The sequence below is a fragment of the Amycolatopsis sp. NPDC006131 genome (assembly GCF_040614175.1).
In the GTDB taxonomy this organism is placed as follows: domain Bacteria; phylum Actinomycetota; class Actinomycetes; order Mycobacteriales; family Pseudonocardiaceae; genus Amycolatopsis_E; species Amycolatopsis_E tucumanensis.
Map to the genome: position 1 here is coordinate 17,080 of NZ_JBEXTX010000036.1, position 18,480 is coordinate 35,559.

Annotated in this window: 20 protein-coding genes; 13 read left to right on the top strand and 7 right to left on the bottom strand. The window is 72.6% G+C overall.

Annotation, left to right across the window (positions count from 1 at the left end):
• Positions 1–12 precede the first annotated feature (12 nt).
• The 3 genes from ABZ215_RS19920 to ABZ215_RS19930 are packed head-to-tail and all read left to right on the top strand — an operon-like array spanning position 13 to position 2,826.
• Positions 13–1,044, top strand: coding sequence for a zinc-dependent alcohol dehydrogenase (locus ABZ215_RS19920; RefSeq protein WP_354950719.1), 1,032 nt, complete (start codon positions 13–15; stop codon positions 1,042–1,044).
• A gap of 58 nt (positions 1,045–1,102) precedes the next feature.
• Complete coding sequence (locus tag ABZ215_RS19925; protein ID WP_354950772.1) at positions 1,103–1,669, top strand: RNA polymerase sigma factor; 567 nt, start codon at positions 1,103–1,105, stop codon at positions 1,667–1,669.
• Positions 1,666–2,826, top strand: a complete 1,161-nt coding sequence (locus tag ABZ215_RS19930; RefSeq protein WP_354950721.1) for a hypothetical protein — start codon at positions 1,666–1,668, stop codon at positions 2,824–2,826. Before ABZ215_RS19925 ends, ABZ215_RS19930 begins: the two co-directional genes overlap by 4 nt.
• Positions 2,827–2,847: 21 nt before the next feature.
• Here ABZ215_RS19930 and ABZ215_RS19935 read toward each other — a convergent pair whose 3' ends face one another.
• Positions 2,848–3,498, bottom strand: coding sequence for a nitroreductase (locus ABZ215_RS19935; protein ID WP_354950723.1), 651 nt, complete (start codon positions 3,496–3,498; stop codon positions 2,848–2,850).
• A gap of 64 nt (positions 3,499–3,562) precedes the next feature.
• Here ABZ215_RS19935 and ABZ215_RS19940 point away from each other — a divergent pair, with 64 nt between their 5' ends.
• Positions 3,563–4,360 carry a sigma-70 family RNA polymerase sigma factor gene (locus ABZ215_RS19940; RefSeq protein WP_354950725.1) on the top strand — a complete coding sequence of 266 codons (798 nt, stop codon included), beginning with the start codon at positions 3,563–3,565 and terminating at the stop codon, positions 4,358–4,360.
• Positions 4,361–4,396: 36 nt separating this feature from the next.
• Here ABZ215_RS19940 and ABZ215_RS19945 read toward each other — a convergent pair whose 3' ends face one another.
• Complete coding sequence (locus tag ABZ215_RS19945; RefSeq protein ID WP_020423196.1) at positions 4,397–5,719, bottom strand: cytochrome P450; 1,323 nt, start codon at positions 5,717–5,719, stop codon at positions 4,397–4,399.
• Positions 5,720–5,794: 75 nt separating this feature from the next.
• Here ABZ215_RS19945 and ABZ215_RS19950 point away from each other — a divergent pair, with 75 nt between their 5' ends.
• Together ABZ215_RS19950 and ABZ215_RS19955 are read left to right on the top strand one after the other, a co-directional pair.
• The gene (locus tag ABZ215_RS19950) at positions 5,795–6,388 is read left to right on the top strand and encodes a TetR/AcrR family transcriptional regulator (RefSeq protein WP_020423195.1); all 594 of its coding nucleotides are present in this window, start codon (positions 5,795–5,797) and stop codon (positions 6,386–6,388) included.
• Positions 6,389–6,659: 271 nt separating this feature from the next.
• Complete coding sequence (locus tag ABZ215_RS19955; protein ID WP_354950728.1) at positions 6,660–8,270, top strand: DASS family sodium-coupled anion symporter; 1,611 nt, start codon at positions 6,660–6,662, stop codon at positions 8,268–8,270.
• 49 nt (positions 8,271–8,319) lie between these two features.
• On the opposite strand, the gene ABZ215_RS19960 is transcribed toward ABZ215_RS19955, so the two are convergent.
• From ABZ215_RS19960 to ABZ215_RS19970, 3 genes are read right to left on the bottom strand one after another with little or no spacing between them, the layout of a single operon-like run.
• Positions 8,320–9,723 carry an aminomethyl transferase family protein gene (locus tag ABZ215_RS19960; RefSeq protein ID WP_354950730.1) on the bottom strand — a complete coding sequence of 468 codons (1,404 nt, stop codon included), beginning with the start codon at positions 9,721–9,723 and terminating at the stop codon, positions 8,320–8,322.
• Positions 9,720–10,418, bottom strand: a complete 699-nt coding sequence (locus ABZ215_RS19965; protein ID WP_354950732.1) for a 4-carboxy-4-hydroxy-2-oxoadipate aldolase/oxaloacetate decarboxylase — start codon at positions 10,416–10,418, stop codon at positions 9,720–9,722. Before ABZ215_RS19965 ends, ABZ215_RS19960 begins: the two co-directional genes overlap by 4 nt.
• On the bottom strand, positions 10,415–11,134 hold the full coding sequence (locus ABZ215_RS19970; protein WP_354950734.1) for a PIG-L deacetylase family protein: 720 nt from the start codon (positions 11,132–11,134) through the stop codon (positions 10,415–10,417). Before ABZ215_RS19970 ends, ABZ215_RS19965 begins: the two co-directional genes overlap by 4 nt.
• Positions 11,135–11,296: 162 nt before the next feature.
• Between ABZ215_RS19970 and ABZ215_RS19975 the strand changes: the two genes are divergently transcribed.
• Genes ABZ215_RS19975 through ABZ215_RS20000 form a run of 6 tightly spaced genes read left to right on the top strand, consistent with a single transcriptional unit; the run spans position 11,297 to position 15,185 of the window.
• The gene (locus ABZ215_RS19975) at positions 11,297–12,142 is read left to right on the top strand and encodes a methylenetetrahydrofolate reductase (RefSeq protein WP_354950736.1); all 846 of its coding nucleotides are present in this window, start codon (positions 11,297–11,299) and stop codon (positions 12,140–12,142) included.
• Complete coding sequence (gene purU, locus ABZ215_RS19980) at positions 12,139–13,002, top strand: formyltetrahydrofolate deformylase (RefSeq protein ID WP_354950738.1); 864 nt, start codon at positions 12,139–12,141, stop codon at positions 13,000–13,002. The genes ABZ215_RS19975 and purU overlap by 4 nt, the downstream gene beginning before the upstream one ends.
• A gap of 10 nt (positions 13,003–13,012) precedes the next feature.
• Complete coding sequence (locus ABZ215_RS19985) at positions 13,013–13,357, top strand: protocatechuate 3,4-dioxygenase (protein ID WP_354950740.1); 345 nt, start codon at positions 13,013–13,015, stop codon at positions 13,355–13,357.
• Entirely contained in the window at positions 13,350–14,198 is an 849-nt protein-coding gene (locus ABZ215_RS19990; protein WP_354950742.1) for a class III extradiol dioxygenase subunit beta, read from the top strand. Before ABZ215_RS19985 ends, ABZ215_RS19990 begins: the two co-directional genes overlap by 8 nt.
• Positions 14,195–14,896 carry an alpha/beta fold hydrolase gene (locus ABZ215_RS19995; RefSeq protein ID WP_354950744.1) on the top strand — a complete coding sequence of 234 codons (702 nt, stop codon included), beginning with the start codon at positions 14,195–14,197 and terminating at the stop codon, positions 14,894–14,896. The genes ABZ215_RS19990 and ABZ215_RS19995 overlap by 4 nt, the downstream gene beginning before the upstream one ends.
• 13 nt (positions 14,897–14,909) lie before the next feature.
• Positions 14,910–15,185, top strand: a complete 276-nt coding sequence (locus ABZ215_RS20000; protein ID WP_020423184.1) for a muconolactone Delta-isomerase family protein — start codon at positions 14,910–14,912, stop codon at positions 15,183–15,185.
• A 212-nt stretch (positions 15,186–15,397) separates the two neighbouring features.
• On the opposite strand, the gene gabT is transcribed toward ABZ215_RS20000, so the two are convergent.
• Complete coding sequence (gene gabT, locus ABZ215_RS20005; RefSeq protein ID WP_354950746.1) at positions 15,398–16,726, bottom strand: 4-aminobutyrate--2-oxoglutarate transaminase; 1,329 nt, start codon at positions 16,724–16,726, stop codon at positions 15,398–15,400.
• 74 nt (positions 16,727–16,800) lie between these two features.
• On the opposite strand from gabT, the gene ABZ215_RS20010 reads away from it, so the two are divergent.
• The gene (locus tag ABZ215_RS20010; RefSeq protein ID WP_020420742.1) at positions 16,801–17,673 is read left to right on the top strand and encodes a LysR family transcriptional regulator; all 873 of its coding nucleotides are present in this window, start codon (positions 16,801–16,803) and stop codon (positions 17,671–17,673) included.
• A gap of 21 nt (positions 17,674–17,694) precedes the next feature.
• Here ABZ215_RS20010 and ABZ215_RS20015 read toward each other — a convergent pair whose 3' ends face one another.
• Positions 17,695–18,303: a LysE family translocator gene (locus ABZ215_RS20015; protein ID WP_354950749.1), complete on the bottom strand. Its 609-nt coding sequence runs from the start codon at positions 18,301–18,303 to the stop codon at positions 17,695–17,697.
• Positions 18,304–18,480: the final 177 nt, after the last annotated feature.

Below are 18,480 nucleotides of genomic sequence, written 5' to 3' on the forward strand. Positions count from 1 at the left end.
GGGAGGACCGTGATGAAAGCGGCCGTCGTGCCCGAGACCGGCGCGAAGCTGGAGATCCGGGACCGCCCGGTGCCGGAGCCGGGACCGGGCCAGGTGCTGGTCCGGATGCTCGCCAGCGGCCTGTGCCACACCGACGTCCACCTCCTGCGGGGCGACTGGCCGCTGCGGCCGCGCCCGTCGACCGTGCCGGGGCACGAGGGCGTCGGCGTGGTGGAGGAGCTGGGGCCCGGCGCCTCGCTGCACCGGCCGGGGGAGCGCGTCGCGATCAGCTGGCTCGGCTCGGCGTGCGGGCACTGCGAGCACTGCGTGTCCGGCTGGGAGAACCTGTGCGAGGACCAGTGCGACACCGGGTGCTCCGCGGACGGCACCTTCGCCGAGTACGCGCTCACCGACGACCGGTACGCCGTGGCCGTCCCGGAGGAACTGTCCGCTGTGGACGCCGCCGCGCTGACGTGCGCGGGGACGGCCGCGTTCCGGGCGGTCAAGGTGTCCCGGCTTGCCGCGGGTGAGCTGGTCGCGGTGTTCGGCGTGGGCGGGCTCGGGCACCTCGCGATCCAGTACGCCCGCATGGCCGGCGGCCGCGTGGTGGCGGTTGACGTCGACGACGAGAAGCTGGACCTGGCCCGCCGGGTGGGCGCCGACCACCTCGTCGACGCCCGGTTCGCCGACCCGTCCGTGGAGATCGGCCTCCTCGGCGGCGCCGGCGTCGCGCTCGCGCTGGCCCCGTCCGCGGAGTCCGTGGCCCAGGCCTACCGGTCGCTGCGGCGCGGCGGGCGGCTGGTGTGCGTCGCGCTGCCCGCCCGCGGCGCACTGACGGTGCCGCTGTTCGACGCGGTGACCGGCGGGAAGACGGTGACCGGCTCGATCGGCGGGACCCGCCGCGACACGGCCGACGTGTTCGCGCTGCACGCCGCCGGGCGGACCTGCGTGGTGGCCGAGACCCGCGCGCTGGAGGACGTCAACACCTGCCTCGCCGAGCTGCGGGCCGGCGAGATCCCGGCCAGGGTCGTGCTCGACCTCGGCGCGTCGCTCTGGTCCCTGTGACAACATCGGGCCCCGGTGACAACATCGAGCGCCGTGCCGGCCACTGTCCGGTGTGACCATGCAACTGACCGGGCTGGGGGTACCGGTGGAGCCGGGCGACGCCGATCTGTGGGCGCGGGGTGATCGCGAAGCCTTCGCGGTGCTCTTCGAACGCCACGCGCAGGCGGTGTGGAACCACGCCTACCGGCTGACCGGCTCCTGGGCCAGCGCCGAGGACCTCACCTCCGCGACCTTCCTGACCGCCTGGCGCAAACGCGCCGACCTCACCCTGGTGCGTGACAGCGCGCTGCCCTGGCTGTTCACCGTCGCGGGCAACCTCGCGCGCGACGAGCACCGCGGCCGCACGCGGCGGCTGCGGCTGCTGCGCCGGATGCCCGATCCCGCGCCGGTGTCCGACCACGCCGACGGCGTCGCCGACCGCCTCGACGGCGAAGCGCGCCTGCGGCTGATCATCGACGCCGTCCGCGCCCTGCCCGCGGCGCAACGGCAGGTCGTCGAGCTGTGCCTGCTCGGCGAGCTGCCGGTCGCCGACGCCGCCGCCCTGCTCGAGGTCGCCGAGGTGACCGTGCGCGCGCACCTGTCGCGCGCCCGCGCCCGGCTCCGTGCCCTGCTGGAGGAGAAATGAGCCACACCCTGCCGCCGCGCCGTGAGCTGCCGCCCGAGGTGCGCGAACGGATGCGCGCCACCGTGCGAGCCGGGATGGCCCCCCGCCGCGGCCGCGCCCTCGTGGCCGGCGCCGCCGTGATCGTGCTCGTCGCCGGCGTGCTGGTCGGCGCCCAGTTCTTCCGGTCGTCCGCGCCGGTTCCCGTCGGCTCCGGTGGTGTCGACGACCGGTGCTGGGGCGCGATCGAGTCCGCGGGCAAGACCGGGCAGGTCCCGCCGCGGGAGGAGTGGCGCGCCACCGGCAGCCGCGTGCTCGGCGACGACGTCGTCACCTCCTACCTCGCCGGCGGCAGGCCGGTCTTCTGCGAGACCACGGCGACCACGGTCACCGTGTCCGATCCGTCCGCCGAACCGGCCTATGCCGCCGGCAGCCGCACCGGGCTGCTGCTCTACACCGGGACCGGATTGGCCGCCGGGATCGCCGATCCGTCGTGGCCGAGCATCGAGCTGTCCCTGCCCGATGGCCTCGGCATCACCGTCGAGCCGGTCACGCCGGGGACCGGTGTGTTCACCGCGTTCACCGCGACCGACCCGGCGACCACCACCCTGTGGGCCGGGAAGTCGGTCGAGGGCCAGCGGACCCGCCCCGGTCCGCGGGTCGAACTGCCGCCGGCCCCGGCGCCGCTGGTCAGCATCGTCGACCAGCCGGGTGACCGGACCTCGCCCGCCGGGCGCGCACTCGGCGAATGCCTGGCCGCGCTGACCGCGCCGCCCGCCGACGCCGACGCCTACCAGCCCGGCGGCCTGCTGGAGCACGGGCCGTACCGCGTGGTGCTGGGGCGCAGCGCCGAGCACATGATCGCGTGCGTCACCGCGCCCACCGGATCGTCACTGCACGTCGACACGTTCCTGGGCAGGTCGATCCCGGTCCGTCGGCTGTCGGTGCCCGCGCAGGCCGGGAAGGTGCCCTTCGTGGGCCTCGCGCCGCGGTCGGCCACGAGCGTGGTCGCCGACTTCGGCGCCGGGGAGCCGGTCACCGTGCCCGTCGTGAACGGGACGTTCGCGGCCTGGCTGCCCGACGGCGCGAAGCCGGTGTACCCCGACACGGGCGAGGCCTGGGTGCGGGTGCTGGACGCGCGGGGCGCCGCCCTCTACAACGGCCCGGTCGTGCTGCGGTGACCGGCCACAGTGGACGGTGACTCAGCCGAGGAAGGTCACGGTCTCGGTGAGCGGGGCGCGTTCGGTGCGCTCCGGGGTCACGGCGGCGTAGCCGATGGACAGGCCGCAGAAGAGCACCAGCCGTTCCGGCGGTGACACCACCTCGGCCACCGTCGTGCGGTAGACCGACCACGCCATCTGCGGGCAGCTGTCCAGCCCTTCCGCGCGGAGCAGCAGCATCACCGTCTGCAGGTACATGCCGGCGTCCGCCCACTGGGCGGCGCCCATGATCCGGTCGAGGTAGCAGAACAACGCGGCCGGGGCGCCGAAGCAGTCCCAGTTGCGCGCGACCGTGGCCTGCCGGGCGGCGGTGTCGTCCCGGGGGATGTTCCGGTAGCGCCGGGCCGCCGCCGCGGACCGGCGTTCCCGGTACGGGGACGGCAGATCGGGCGGGTACATCGGGTACTCGCGCGGGTCGCCGGGGTCGCCTGCCGCGACGCGTTCGAGCGTCCGCTTCTTCAGATCCGCCAGCGGCTCGCCGGTCACCACGAACACGTGCCACGGCTGCAGGTTTCCCCCGGACGGCGCCCGCGCCGCCGCCCGCAACACCCGGGAAAGCACCTCGTGTGGGACGGGCGTGCCCCGGAAGGAGCGCACCGCCCGGCGCGTCGCGACCGCTTCGTAAACGTCCACAGTGTCCTTTCCGCTCGTGAGTGGTCCTAAAGTGGTGACGACCGACGGCGGCGAAAGGTGACCGGTGGACTTCGAAGCGCATCGCGAGCAGCTGACCGGCGTGGCCTACCGCATGCTCGGCTCGCTCACCGACGCCGAGGACGCCGTCCAGGAGACGTGGCTGCGGATGGCGCGCACGGACACCAGCGAGGTGCGCAATCCCGCCGGCTGGCTGCGGACGGTGCTGTCGCGGGTGTGCCTGGACATGCTCCGGCAGCGCGCCCGACAGGAGCCCGTGGAGGAACCCGATCCCGCGCCGGGCGCGGACCGGGAAGTGCTGTTCGCCGACGAGGTGGGCCGCGCCCTGCTGGTGGTGCTGGACCGGCTGGGCCCCGACGAGCGGGTCGCGTTCGTGCTGCACGACGTGTTCGCCGTGCCGTTCGACGAGATCGCCCCGATCGTCGGCCGCACCACGGCGACGGCGAAGAAGCTCGCCAGCCGGGCACGCGCGAAGGTCCGCGGCACCTCCCCGAGCCCGGACGCGGCCGGGCAGCGGAGGGTGATCGAGGCGTTCCTGGCGGCGTCCCGGACCGGCGACCTCGACGCGATCGTCGCGGTGCTGAGCCCGGACGTGGTGCGCCGCGCCGACGGCCGCCCCGAGGTGCGGGGCGCCCGCCACGTGGCGGAGGAGATCGTCGTGTTCGGCCGGAACGCGCGGTTCGCCGACTTCGCTCTCGTCGACGGCGAACCGGGTCTGGTGATCGCGCCGGACGGCCGCCTCCGGCTGGCGATCCGATTCACCATCAGCCGCGGACTGGTCGCCGGCTACGAGCTGATCAGCAGCCCCGCCCGCCTGGCGCGGACCGCACTGGCTCTGGCGTGAGGTCCGATTCGGACGGTCAACGTGCTCTGACCGGGGTCAGCGCAGCCGCGCCGGCAGGTGTTCGAAGCCCCGCAGGATGCGGGTGCCGCGGCGGGTCGCGCCGGGGGTGAGGCGGAGGTCCGGGAAGCGGTCGAACAGCGTCCGCAGACCGACCTCGCCCTCCATGCGGGCCAGCGCGGCGCCCAGGCAGTAGTGCCTGCCCGCCGAGAACGAGATGTGCTCGCGGGCGTTCTCGCGGCGGACGTCGAACCTCGCGGGGTCCTTGAAGACCTCCGGGTCGCGGTTGGCGCCGGCCAGGATCGTCGTCACCACCGAGCCTCCGCGGACCCGCACGCCGCCGATCTCGGTGTCGCGCAGGCAGGTGCGCCCGGTGAGCAGCACCGGCGGGTCGACGCGCAGGATCTCGTCGACCGCGTTCGGCCACAGCGACGGCTCCGCGCGCAGCGCGGCGAGCTGCTCGGGGTGGTCGTGTAGCAGGGTGATGCCGTTGCCGAGCAGGTTCACCGTCGTCTCGAAGCCCGCGGCGAGCACCAGCCCGGCGGTCGCCCGCAGTTCCAGATCGGTCAGCCCGACCCCGTCCTCGCGTGCCGCGACCAGCTGGCTGAGCAGGTCGTCGCCGGGGTGGGCGCGCAGGCGGTCCAGGTGGTCGCCGAGCCAGGCGTCGAAGTCGGCCAGCGCCGACTCGACCGCGCGGAACTCCCGCCACGGCAGACCGAGGTCCAGGCTCGGCGCGGCGGCGGTGCCCAGCTCCAGCACCCGCTGCCGCTGCTCCGGCGGCACCCCGAGGATCTCGGCGATCACGGTCACCGGCAGCAGCGCGCAGTAGGCCTCGACGAGGTCCACTGGCCGGTCCGGGTCCAGCGCGTCCAGCAGCTCGCGGGCGATCTCCTCGGTGCGGGCCCGCAGCTTCTCCACCGCGCGGACGGTGAACACGCGGGTCACCAGCTTGCGGTAGCGGGTGTGGTCCGGCGGCTCGGTCGCCAGCAGCGACGGCGGCGCGATCGGGTGCAGCGTGTCCGACGCCGACCACTCGCTCAGCCGCGCCAGCACCCCGTCGGACCCGGCGCCCACGCCGGCGCGGAAGTCGTTGCTGGTCAGCACTTCCCGCACCGCCGCGTGGCTGGTCGTGACGTAGGCGAAGGAGCCCTTGTAGAGCGGGCCGTGGCCGCGGATCTCGTCGAACAGGCCGGACAACGCGGCGGTGGGGGAGACCGCGGCTTCGGCGACGAGCCGCGCCTGCAGGTCGCCGCGCCGGGCCGCGGCGCGCAGGACCGTGCGGGGCAGCGCGTGGCCGATGCCCCAGCGCACCACCGGTTTCAGGCCGTCCTGCAGCCGGGTCGTCACGACATCCACCTCCACCGTGGTACCGCCGAGTACCAGGCACGGTAGAGCCGGACGTGCCGCCCGGTCAAGCGGCTGGGTTAGGTTGACCGCGTGACGGACGTCGACGTGGCGGGCACCGGGTTCCGCGACCGGCTGCTGCAGGGCATGGCCGCCGCCCTGCGCGAACGGGACTACCACGACGTCACGATCGCCGACGTCGTGAACCACGCGCGCACGTCGAAGCGCACCTTCTACGAGCAGTTCGCGAGCAAGCAGGAGTGCTTCGTCGAGCTGCTGCGGCAGACCAACGCGCGGATGATCCGGGACATCGCGGCCGCGGTCGAGCGGGACGCGCCCTGGCAGGCGCAGGCGCGCCAGGCGGTGGAGGCGCTGATCGCGTCGATGGAGAGCGATCCCGCGCTGTGCCTGAGCTGGATGCGGGCGGCGCCGTCGCTGGGCGAAGCGGGCCGCGCGCTGTCCCGCGAGACGATGGACTCGTTCGTGGCGTTGATGCGCACGCTGGCGGACACGCCCGAACTGCGGGCGGCCGGCGTGGTGCCGCCGTCGCGGGAGCTGGCGATCACCCTGTTCGGCGGGTTGCGCGAGCTGATCGCGATCACCCTGGAGGAGGGCGGGAACCTGGCGGGCACGGTGGACGTGGCGACCGAGGTCGTCATGCTGATCATGGGCCCCCGGGCACGCTGACCTGCTCGACGGCCGTCACGCTCGCCGGGCGGGGGTCCCGCGGGACGACGATCCCGTTCACCGGTGCGAGCATCAGGCGTTGCCCATGACCGCGGTGCCGCGGTAGCACCATGCCCGCGAACTCAAGGCCCTCGCCGAGGTCCACCTCCCGCGGCAGCCTGTTGCCCCCCCGGGGACATCTCCCTCACGATCGGTGCACGGTTCGTGAACAGCCGACCGAGACCGGACACGAAAGAGTGACGTGGGTCACGTTCGTCGCTATCGTCCCTTTATGTCCACAAGTGAGGAACGCACCAGAGAGCGCACGGAGAGCGTGACCTCGGCCCTGCTGACCGGCGGCACCTACCGGGGCCTCGCGGAGCAGAAGCTGTCCCCGGCGGAGGAGCGGTTCGAGCGGGCCCGGCGGACCGTCGGCTTCGTGCTCGCGCCGCTCGTGACCATCGTCTTCCTGTTCGTGCCCACCGCGCTGGACTCCAGCCAGCAGACCCTGGCGGCGGTGCTGCTCGGCGTGGTGGTGCTGTGGGTGTGCGAACCGGTGCCGATCCCGATCGGCGGCCTGATCGGGGTCGCCGCCATCGTGGTGCTCGGCGTGCTGCCCGCCGACGACGTGCTGGAGCCGTTCGGCTCGTCGACGGTGTTCGTCTTCATCGGGGCGTTCATCCTGACCCAGGCGATGCTCCGGCACGGGCTGGCCCGCCGGTTCGCCTTCTTCATCCTCTCCGTCCCCGGCGTCGGCCGCAGCACCTGGCGCGTCATCCCCGCGCTCGGGTTCGTCACGTGCGTGCTGTCGGCGTTCATCTCCAACACCGCGACCGTCGCGATGCTGCTGCCGACCGCGGTCGGCCTGCTGACCGTCATCGCCGAGCTGATCCGCACCCGGACGCCGGAGGTGGAGCGGTTCGACCCGCTGCGGCTGCGGGTGGGCATCGCGCTGATGCTCGTCCTCGCCTACGGCGCCAGCGTCGGCGGGCTGCTCACGCCGATCGGCTCGCCGCCCAACCTGATCGGCCGCGGCCTGATCGAGGAGGCCACCGGCGAGCGGATCTCGTTCCTGCAGTGGACCACGATGGCGCTGCCGGCCTGCGCGGCGATGTTCGTCGTCCTGATCGTGCTGCTGATCCTGCTCAACCGCCCGGAGATCAAGAAGCTCACCGGCGTCGAGGAGTACGTGGCCGGCGAGCGGGCGAAGCTGGGCGGGTTCTCGGCCGCCGAGCGCAACACCCTGATCGCCTTCAGCATCACCGTCGTGCTGTGGGTGACGCCCGGCATCGTGGCACTGGTGGCAGGCAACGACTCCCGCGCCTACGAACTGGTCAGCGACCGGCTCGACGAGGGCATCGTCGCCGTCCTCGGCGCGGCGCTGCTGTTCGTGCTGCCGACGAACTGGCGGGAGCGCCGGTTCACGCTCACCTGGTCCGAGGCCGCCCGCATCGACTGGGGCACCATCCTGCTGTTCGGCAGCGGCATCATCTTCGGCTCGCTGCTGGCCGACACCGGGCTCGCGGAACGGGTGGGCAACGGGCTGGCCGGCGCGCTCGGGATCGGCAGCGGGATCGCGCTCACGGTCTTCGCGGTGCTGCTGGCGATCCTGGTGTCCGAGACGACCTCCAACACCGCGTCGGCGGCGGTGGTCGTGCCGATCGTCATCCCGATCGCGATCGCCGCCGGGGTCGACCCGTTCACCCCGGCGCTGGCCGCGACCTTCGCCGCGTCGTTCGGGTTCATGCTGCCGGTGTCCACGCCGCAGAACGCGATCGTCTACGGCTCCGGCGCGGTGCCGATCACCAAGATGATCCGCTCCGGCGCGGCGTTCGACGTCATCGGCGCGATCCTGATCATGCTGCTGATCCCGGTGATGGTCGCCGCGGTCGGGTTCGCGTGATGGATGACCGGTCGCCACCCCCGTCGGGTGGCGACCGGCCGGCCCGGGGTCAGACGGTCACGGCAGTGCGCCAGCCCGGCTGGTAGGTCTCGCGGGCCATGACCGAGTACGGCGCGGGGCTGACGATCGCGCGGACGGCGAACTGTTCGTGCGGCTGGACGGTGGTCTTGCGGCTGCCGCCGCCGGGCTCGCCCCAGACGACGGTGACCTCGGCGCCCAGCGGAACGTCGGGATTGATGGTGGCGAGGGAGAGGGCGGTGCGTTCGTTGGCGCTGTAGCCGGTGAACAGGGACAGTCCGATCACGTTGCCGTCCGCGTCGAGGATCGAGTCGAAGTTGGACGACCCGTAGTTGGCGTTGGGCAGGTCGAAGAACTGGTAGACCGGGCCGTCCTTGGCGACCGGGTTCGCCAGGAGCTTGCCGACGTCCTCGGCGTTCCAGGCCAGGGTCACCTTGCGGCGCTGCGTGTCCGGGTCGATGGCGGCGAGGGCGTCGCGGCCGATGAAGTCGTGGTCGAACTTGACGAAGCCGCCGTAGCCGAGCTCCCACGGGTTGAGGTAGTAGTCGCGGATGTCGTCGGAGACGAAGCTGCCGGCGAGCGCGTTGGTGGCTTCGTAGCTCTCGGCGGGCAGCCACTCCCGGTACGGCCGCAGTTCCTCGGCGGTGTAGACGGCGGGCAGCGGCGAGGGGATCCAGCCGGATTCCAGGGTGTTGCAGGAGTAGGCGCGGGCGCCGCACGGTTCGAGGCCGAACTCGCGGCCGGCCTCCAGGATGGCGTCGCGGATCTTGTCGTAGGTCTCGTACGGGCCCCAGATTTCCAGTCCGGGAGCGCCGGCCATGCCGTGGCGCAGGGTGCGGACGCGCTCGCCGGCGATGGTCAGGTAGCCCATGCGGAAGAACTTGACCTGCTCGACCGGGCCGCCGTTGACCTTCTCGATGACGTCCCACGCGCGCGGGCCCTGGATCTGGAAGCGCCACAGGTCGCGGCCGACGGGCTTGCCGTAGGGGCGGGAGGGGGAGCGCTGGTCCAGGCGCAGGTCGACGTTGTAGCCGCGGGTGGCCTGGTAGGTGAGCCAGTTGGCGACCGGAGCGCGGCCGACGAAGACGAACTCCTCCTCGGCGAGGTGGAACAGGATGCCGTCGCCGATCACGCCGCCTTCGGGGGAGACCGGGACGAACTGCTTGGCGGTGTTGACCGGGAACTTGGCGACGCTGTTGATGCCGGTGTCGGAGATGAGCTTGAGCGCGTCCGGGCCGGAGACGAACAGGTTGACCATGTGGTGGCTCTGGTCGAACAGCACCGCGGTCTCGCGCCAGGCGGTGACCTCGCGGCGGAAGTTGGTGAACTCGCTCGGCACGACGGGGTAGATGTAGGCGCCGAGCTGGGAGTCGCGCAGCAGCTCGACCGGGTTGCCTGCCTGGTCGAGCACTTCCTGCAGGTTCTTGGCGGTCATGCGGGTGATCCGTTCTGGTAGGGGACGTAGGTGACGCCCAGGTCGGTGAGCTTGCTGCGCAGGCCGTAGCGGTCGAGGCCGAGTTCGCCGTCGCGGAAGGCCTTCCGCGTGGCTTCTTCCTTCTCCGCGCGGGCGCGGGACTTGTCGAGGGCGCGGTCGAGGTCGGCGCGGGGCACGACCATCACGCCGTCGTCGTCGGCGAGGACCGCGTCGCCGGGGTGGATCAGCTGCCCGCCGACGACGACGGGCACGTTGACCGCGCCCGCGGTGGCCTTGACGGTGCCCTGCGCGGACACGCCGGCCGACCACACCGGGAAGCCCATGGCACGCAGGTCGGCCACGTCGCGGACGCCGGTGGTGGTGACCAGCCCGCGCACGCCCCGGTACTGCAGGGCGGTGGCGAACAGTTCGCCGAACAACCCGTCCTGGCAGGGAGACGTGGTGGTGACGACCAGGAGGTCACCGGGCCGGCACTGTTCGACGGCCGCGTGGATCATCAGGTTGTCGCCCGGCCAGCACAACACCGTGACAGCGGTGCCGCCGACCCGGGCGCCGTCCTGGATCGGGCGCAGCTCCGGGCCGAGCAAACCGGTGCGCCCCAAGGCTTCGTGCACGGTCGCCACGCCGAATTCGGCGAGCGCGTCCACTTCCTCGATGGGAGCGCGCGGAGGATCGGTGACGACGACCGTCCTCATGCGAGTTCCCCGGTGACCTGCGGGTAGAGGCGCATGTAGGCCTCGCCCATGGTGTGGTGCGGCAGCCCGAGGTTGGGCGCGGCGTTGCGCTTGACCTGCACGCCACGGCGTTTGGCGAGATCGGTGTAGTAGTCCCACATGTGCTGCTGCGCGGGCAGGCACTCCATCGCCTTGCGTTTGGTGTCGAACACCTCGGTGATGTCCAGCAGCACGTTCGGTTTGAAGTCGCACTGCTCCGGCTGGTGCGGCTCGAAGAAGAACACCGGCGGCGCGCCCAACGGCTCGCCCGGTGCGTCGTAGCCGATGGCCTGCGCCAGCACTCGCGCCTGCAACGCCATCCGGGAGGCCGCGGGGTGGTCGCCGTTGTAGGGGTCGGCCAGCGGATGGGTCAGCACCACCGACGGGTTGACCTCCCGGTAGACGCGCACCATCCGGTCGACCAGCTCCGGGGTCTCTTGCAGCGGGTAGTCGCCGGCGTCGAGGAACTCGATCTCCGCGCCCAGGACTCCGGCGGCGTTTTCCGCTTCGCCGCGCCGGATCTTCTTGATCTCGTCCAGCGTTTTGCCCTCGCGCCAGGCCTTCGCGGACTCGCCGCGCTCGCCGAAGCTCAGGCACAGCACCTTGGCCCGCCGGCCCCGGCTGGTGGCCAGGGCGATCGCACCCGCCGCGCGCCAGACGAAATCCCCCGCGTGCGCGCTGACCACCAGTAATGTCATCGCCTTCTCCTCGTGTCGTCGTCGGCACCCACGATGGACACTAGGAGCCGCGCAGGGCCGCCGTGAGGTCCTCCAGGCGGCTCCGGCGTGCGTCATTTGTCGCGCCCGGGGCTGTCTCGATGCCGGGCGAAACCCCGCGCCGGCTCGGGTCTACTGGGCTGCATGAGCCACTCCGGTCGCCTGGCGGATCTCGTGCGCGCCATGAGCTACGAGGTCATGCCGTTCGCGAGCACCGAACGGAAGGTCCTCGAGCACGTGCCGGTGACCGTGCCGCTGACGGTCACGGTCACCGAGGCGAAGGGGCTCGACACCACCCTCGACCTCACCGAACGGCTGCTCGGCCACGGTTACCGTGCCACTCCGCACCTCGCCGCGCGGCTGTTCCGCGACGACCGGCACGTCGCCGACGTGGCCTCCCGCCTGCGGGAGGCCGGCGCCGACTCGGTGTTCGTCGTCGGCGGCGACGCACCCGCTCCGGCCGGTCGCTTCCCGGACGCGTACTCGCTGCTGCAGGCGCTGGAGCGCGCCGGGCACTCCTTCCGCCAGGTCGGCATTGGCGGCTATCCCGAAGGGCACGGCACGATCCCGCAGGAGGCGGTCGACCTAGCGCTGAAGCAGAAGGCGCCGCTGGCCACGCGGATCCTCACGCAGATCTGCTTCACCGCCGCGACCACGCACGCGTGGGCGGAGCGGATCGCCGCGTCCGGCATCGACCTGCCCGTGCACGTCGGCATCCCCGGCCCGGTCAACCGGCAGAAGCTGATCCGCATCTCGGCCAGCCTCGGTCTCGGCCAGTCCGCGCGGTTCCTGCGCAAGCAGCAAAACCTGTTGTGGCGGTTCCTGCTGCCCGGCGCCTACCAGCCCGGCAAGCTGGCGCGGCGGCTCGCGTCCCGGCCCGCCGGGAACATCCGCGGCCTGCACATCTTCACGTTCAACGAGCTCCAGGGCACGGAACGGTGGCGGCAGGGCCTGCTGGCCGCGCTCGGCGCCCGGGACGGCCGGTCATGATCGTCGCCAAGGACTACGGGCGGCTCATCGTGCAGGGCGCCGACCGGCCGGGCATCGTCTCGGCGGTGTCGGTGATCTTGGCCGGGCACGGCGCCAACGTGGTCGCCCTTGACCAGTCCACCAGCGACCCCGCGGGCGGCCGGTTCTTCCAGCGCACCGTCTTCCACCTGCCGGACCTGCCGTCGAAGCTGCCCGCGCTGGGCGAGGCGCTGGACGCGAAGCTGGTGGACGAGCTCGGCCTGAGCTTCCGGCTGGTCGAGGCGCGGCGGCACAAGCGCGTGGCGATCCTGGTGTCCAAACTGGACCACTGCCTGCTGGACCTGCTGTGGCGGCAACGGCGCGGCGAGCTGCGCATGACGGTGCCGATGGTGATCTCCAACCACCCCGATCTCGGCGACGACGTCCGGCAGTTCGGCATCCCGTTCTTCCACGTGCCGGTGGAGAAGGAGCGCAAGGCCGAGGCGGAGAAGGAACAGCTGAACCTGCTCAAGGGCAACGTCGACCTCGTGGTGCTGGCCCGCTACATGCAGATCCTGTCCGGCGGGTTCCTGGACGAGCTGGGTGTGCCGGTGATCAACATCCACCACTCGTTCCTGCCCGCGTTCATGGGCGCGGGCCCCTACCAGCGGGCGAAGGAACGCGGCGTCAAGCTGATCGGCGCGACCGCCCACTACGTCACCGAGGACCTCGACGAGGGGCCGATCATCGAGCAGGACGTCATCCGCGTGTCGCACCGCGAGTCCGCCCGCGACCTGCAGCGCCGCGGCGCCGACGTGGAACGGCTCGTGCTGTCCCGCGCCGTGTCCTGGCACTGCGACGACCGAGTCATCCGCGACGGCAACACCACCGTCGTCTTCTGAAGGAGGGGACATGGGCCAGGCACGCGACGACTACGTCCTGGATCTCGCGGCCAGCAGGCGGGGCTACGTCCTGAACCGGATGTGCCTGTCGCTGAAGGACGCGGCCAACCGCGAGCGGTTCAGCGCCGACGAGGCCGCCTACTGCGATGCCTACGGGCTGTCGCCGGAGCAGAAGAAGGCGGTCCTGGAACGGGACTGGACCGGGATGCTCGACCTGGGAGCGTCCATTTTCTACACCTACAAGCTGGCCATGATGGACCGGAAGTCGATGCAGTACCTCGGTGGCGTGTTCACGGGGATGACCGCGGAGGAGTTCGCGGCGGCGCTGCGTTCGGGAGGGCGGAAGTTTGGCTGAGGTGATCTGGGGTCTGGCGACCTCGCACGTGCCCTCGATCGGGGCGGCCATGGACAACGGCAAGACCGGCGACGAGTACTGGAAGCCGTTGTTCGACGGCTACGCCCCGGCGCGGGAGTGGATGGCGCGGCACACGCCGGACGTGGCGATCGTGGTCTACAACGACCACGCCAACGCGGTCGACCTGGACCTGGTGCCCACCTTCGGCATCGGCACCGCGGAGTCCTACCAGGTGGCCGACGAGGGCTGGGGCCCGCGCCCGGTGCCCGTGGTCAAGGGCGCACCGGAGCTGAGCGAGCACCTGGTGCGCGAGCTGGTGGACGAGGGGTTCGACCTGGCCACCTTCCACCGCCTCGACGTCGATCACGGGCTGACCGTGCCGCTGTCGGTGTACTGCCCGGAGCCGGGCGAGGCGTGGCCGTGCCGCGTGATCCCGTTGCTGGTCAACGTGATCCAGTACCCGCAGCCGACCGCGGCCCGCTGCTACGCGCTGGGGCAGGCGCTGGGGCGGGCGATCCGGTCATTCCCCGGCGCGGAGAAGGTCGCCGTGTTCGGCACCGGCGGGATGTCGCACCAGCTGGCCGGCGCGCGTGCCGGGCTGATCAACAGCGAGTTCGACCGGATGTACCTGACGGCGATCGAGACCGAGCCGGCGAAGCTGGCCGCGCTGACCCGCGAGGACTACATCCGGCTGGCCGGGACGGAGGGGATCGAGCTGATCATGTGGCTGGTGATGCGCGGCGCGCTGAGCGAGAACATCCGGCGGGTGCACGAGACCTACCACGTGCCGGCGTCCAACACCGCCGCCGGGATGGCGCTGTTCGAGGAGCTGGGCGCATGAGCACCTTCGTGCTGGTGCACGGCGCGTGGCACGGCGGCTGGGTGTGGCAGCGGGTCGCGCCGCTGCTGCGCGCCGCCGGGCACGAGGTGCACACGCCGACGCTGACCGGGGTGAGCGATCGCGCGCACCTGCTGAGCCCGTCGGTCGGGCTGGGCACGCACGTCGAGGACGTCGTGGCCCTGATCGAGGCGTGGGACTTGGACGACGTGGTGCTGGTCGGGCACAGCTACGCGGGGCAGGTGATCACCGGCGTGGCCGACCGGGTGCCGGACCGGGTGGCGCGGCGCGTGTACCTGGACGCCTTCGTCGGCGACGACGGCGAGGCCGCGGTCGACCTGCAGCCGGAGACGATCGCCGGGCACTACCGCGAGTCGGTCGCCACGGCCGGGTTCGGGTGGCTGATCCCGGTGCGGTCGCTGCAGGTGCTCGGGGTGACCGAGCAGTCCGATGTGGACTGGCTGAGCGCGCGGCTGACCCCGCACCCGTGGCTGAGCTACACCGAACCGCTGCGCCTGACCGGCGCGGTGGAGCGGGTGCCCGCGGCGTTCGCCGAGTGCACCGACTGGATGCGGGTCTTCCAGCCCCACGCCGAGCGGGCCGCCGCGCGGGGCTGGCCGGTGCACACGATCGCCACCGGCCACGAGGCGATGGTCACCGCGCCCAAGGAACTGGCCGGCCTGCTGTTGTCCCTGGTCTGAGGAGGAGTCTTTCGTGGAGTTCCTGGTCCGCACCGAGAACCGGCTGCCGGCTGACACGCCCGGCCAGACCCGCGACCAGCTGCGCAAGGCGGAGCGGGAGCGGGCGATGGAGCTGCGGGCGGACGGCGTGCTGAAGCGGCTGTGGCGGGTCCCCGGCCGCAACGCCACGATCGGCCTCTACGAAGCCGAGGACCCCGCCGCCCTGCACGACGCGCTGACGTCGCTGCCGATGTGGCCGTGGATGGATGTCACGGTGGAGGCACTGGCCACGCATCCGCAGGAGCGCTGAACGCGCCAGGGCTTCCCGGAGGAGCGGGCGCTCCCGGCGCGTTCCTGGGAGCGCTGAGTGCGCAGCGTTTCCCGGAAGTGCAGGCCGCCCTGCGCGTCCCCGGGGGAGGCGCACCGCGTCGCCGCTGGGCAGGGCGCCGCTTGCCTCGCCGCGGCGGGCTCCGGCTGCGATGGCGCTGCCCGCCTCCGGCCGTGCCCAGCGCCCCCAGAGCGCTACGCGAGCAGCGCCTCCCCGAGCACGTCCATCGCGTCGTGCAGGAGGTCGTCGCTGATCGTCAGCGGCGGCAGGAAACGCAGGACGTTGCCGTGCGTGCCGCAGGTCAGCACGATCACCCCGCGCTCGTGGGCGGCCGCCGCGACCGCCTTCGCCAGCGCCGCGGTCGGCTCGGTCGTGCCTGGCCGCACCAGCTCGACCGCGATCATCCCGCCGCGACCGCGCACGTCGCCGATCCGCGGGTCGTTTAGCCCGCGCAGCCGGGACTTCAGCAGCGAGCCGATCTCCCGCGCGCGGGCCACGAGCCCGTCCTGCTCGATGGTCTCGATGGCGGCCAGCGCGGCCGCGCACGCGAGCGGGTTGCCGCCGTAGGTGCCGCCGAGCCCACCGGCGTGCACGGCGTCCATGATCTCCGCCCGCCCGGTCACCGCCGACAGTGGCAGCCCGCCCGCGATGCCCTTCGCCGTCACGATCAGGTCCGGCACCACGCCCTCGTGGTCGCACGCGAACCAGTCGCCGGTGCGGGCGAACCCGGTCTGGACCTCGTCGGCGACGAACACCACCCCGTTCGCCCGGCACCACGAGGCCAGCGCGGGCAGGAAACCGGGCGCGGGCTCGACGAACCCGCCCTCGCCCTGAATCGGCTCGATCACCACCGCCGCCAGGTTCGCCGCGCCGACCTGCTTCTCGATCACGTCCAGCGCGCGGTTCGCGGCCTCGGCCCCGGACAGTCCGCCGTCGCGGAACGGGTAGGACAGCGGCGCGCGGTAGACCTCGGGCGCGAACGGCCCGAACCCGTGCTTGTAGGGCATGGACTTCGCGGTCATGGCCATCGTGAGGTTGGTGCGGCCGTGGTAGGCGTGGTCGAACACGGCCACCGCGCCGCGGCCGGTGTGCGCCCGCGCGATCTTGACCGCGTTCTCGACGGCCTCCGCGCCCGAGTTGAACAGCGCCGTGCGCTTCTCGTGATCGCCGGGCGTCAGGCGGCCGAGCGCCTCGGCGACGGCCACGTACCCCTCGTACGGGGTGACCATGAAGCACGTGTGGGTGAAGGCCTCCACCTGTTCCCGCACCGCGCGCGCGACCCGCGGGTTGCTCGCGCCGACGGTGGTGACCGCGATGCCCGAGCCGAGGTCGATCAGGTGGTTGCCGTCGACGTCGACCACGATGCCGCCGCCTGCCGCGGATGCGAAGACCGGCATCGTGGTGCCGACCCCCGCGGCGACCGCGGCGCCCTTGCGCGCCATCAGTTCGCGGGATCGCGGTCCCGGGATCGCCGTCTCCAGCCGCCGCTGCTGGTGGATTCCTGTGCTCGTGCTCGTGGTCATGCCCCAGTTTCGGGAGCGACGCGTCATGCTGTCCAATACTTGGTCGGCAGAATTTTGATGCCCAGGAGGCATATATGGAGTTGCGGCACCTCCGGTACTTCGTGGTGACCTGCGAGGCCGGCACGGTCAGCCGGGCGGCCGAGCTGCTGCACATCACCCAGCCGAGCCTGTCGCGGCAGCTGCGCCAGCTGGAGGACGAGCTGGGCGCCGAGCTGTTCGACCGCGCCGGGCGGCGGATGACGCCGTCGCGGGTCGGCCGGGCCCTGCTGGCGAACGCGCGGGACGTGCTGGAGCGGGCCGCGGCGCTGAAGACGGCAGCGACGTTCCACGCGCACGGGCGCATCGACCGCCTCACGATCGGTGCGCCGACGGTGACCCTGACCGACGTGGTGGCCCCGTTCATCGCGACGCTGGCGCCCGAGGACCCGACGATCGACGTGCTGGGCGCGGACGGGCTGTCCGCGGTGGAGACCCTGGCGCGCGGCGCCGACCTCGCGATCGCCACGGCCGCTCCACGTGCGCCCTACCGGTCGCGGCGGCTGGCGGTGCTGCCGGTGTGGGCGTACGTGCCGGAGCGGCACCCGTGGAGCGGCCGGGGGAGCGTGCCGCTCGCGGAGGTGCTCGAAGAGCAGGTGATCGTGCTGCCGCCGGCGTTCACCGCGCGCCAGTCGCTGGACGCGGCGCTGCTGGAGCTGGGGACGACCTACGCGCGAGTGATCGAGGCCGCGAACGGCACGGTGGCGCAGGCACACGCGGCGGCGGGCCGGGGCGTGGCGCTGGTGTCGGACGACCCGCGGTTCGGGCTGGTGCCGCTGCGGGTGCGCACGGGCGAGCGCCGGCTGGAGATCAAGCTGACCGCGGCGTGGGATGCGCGCCACGAGGCGGCGGCGACGCTGGAGGTGTTCGCCGAGCGCTTGAGTGATTTCGTGGGGGAGCGGTACGGGTGAGCGCTCGTTGGGGGAAGGCGATCACGGCAGCGCGATGCGCACGCCGAGCCCGACCAGCAGCGTGCCCATCACGGCGTCGATCGCGCGCCGCACCCGCGTCGCGGACAGCACCCGCCGCAGTGCGCCGACGACGTTCGCGAGCACCAGGTACCAGACGAGGGTGACCCCGGACGCCACGACGGCCAGCAGCAGGTGGTCACCGGCCCCGGCGCCGGCGGGCACGAACTGCGGCAGGAGCGCCAGGAAGAACGCCGCCACCTTGGGGTTGAGCAGGTTGCACACCAGCCCCTGGCGGAACGCGCTGCCCGTGCCCGCGGCCGGTCCAGGCGCGGTGTAGCGGCCGCGGCGGGCGGTGAGGAGGGTCCGGATGCCCAGCACCAGCAGGTACGCCGCGCCGGCGAGCTTGACGACGGTGAACGCGACCGCGGACGCGGCGAGCAACCCGGCCAGGCCCAGCGCGGTCACGATCGCCCAGCAGAACACGCCGGTCGTGATCCCCGCCGCGCAGGCCATGCCGGCCCGCCGCCCGGACACCAGCGCGTTCTTGCTGACGATCAGGAAGTCCGGCCCCGGCGCCATCGCGGCGAGCACGATGACACCCCCGAGCGCCGCGAGCTGGGTCATGGTCATCCGGCGACGATACCGCCAGGGTGGTCGCCCGCACGCGGTTTTCCGGAGAGGTCCACAGTGGACCTGCGAGACGGGCATGGTTCGCGCGGCGCCGGTGGCGGCTTGATCGTCAGGTGAGGGGCGCCCACGGAGGCGCGGGGCCGGGCAGGTTCGCCTTTGTGGGTGGGCGGCTTCGCC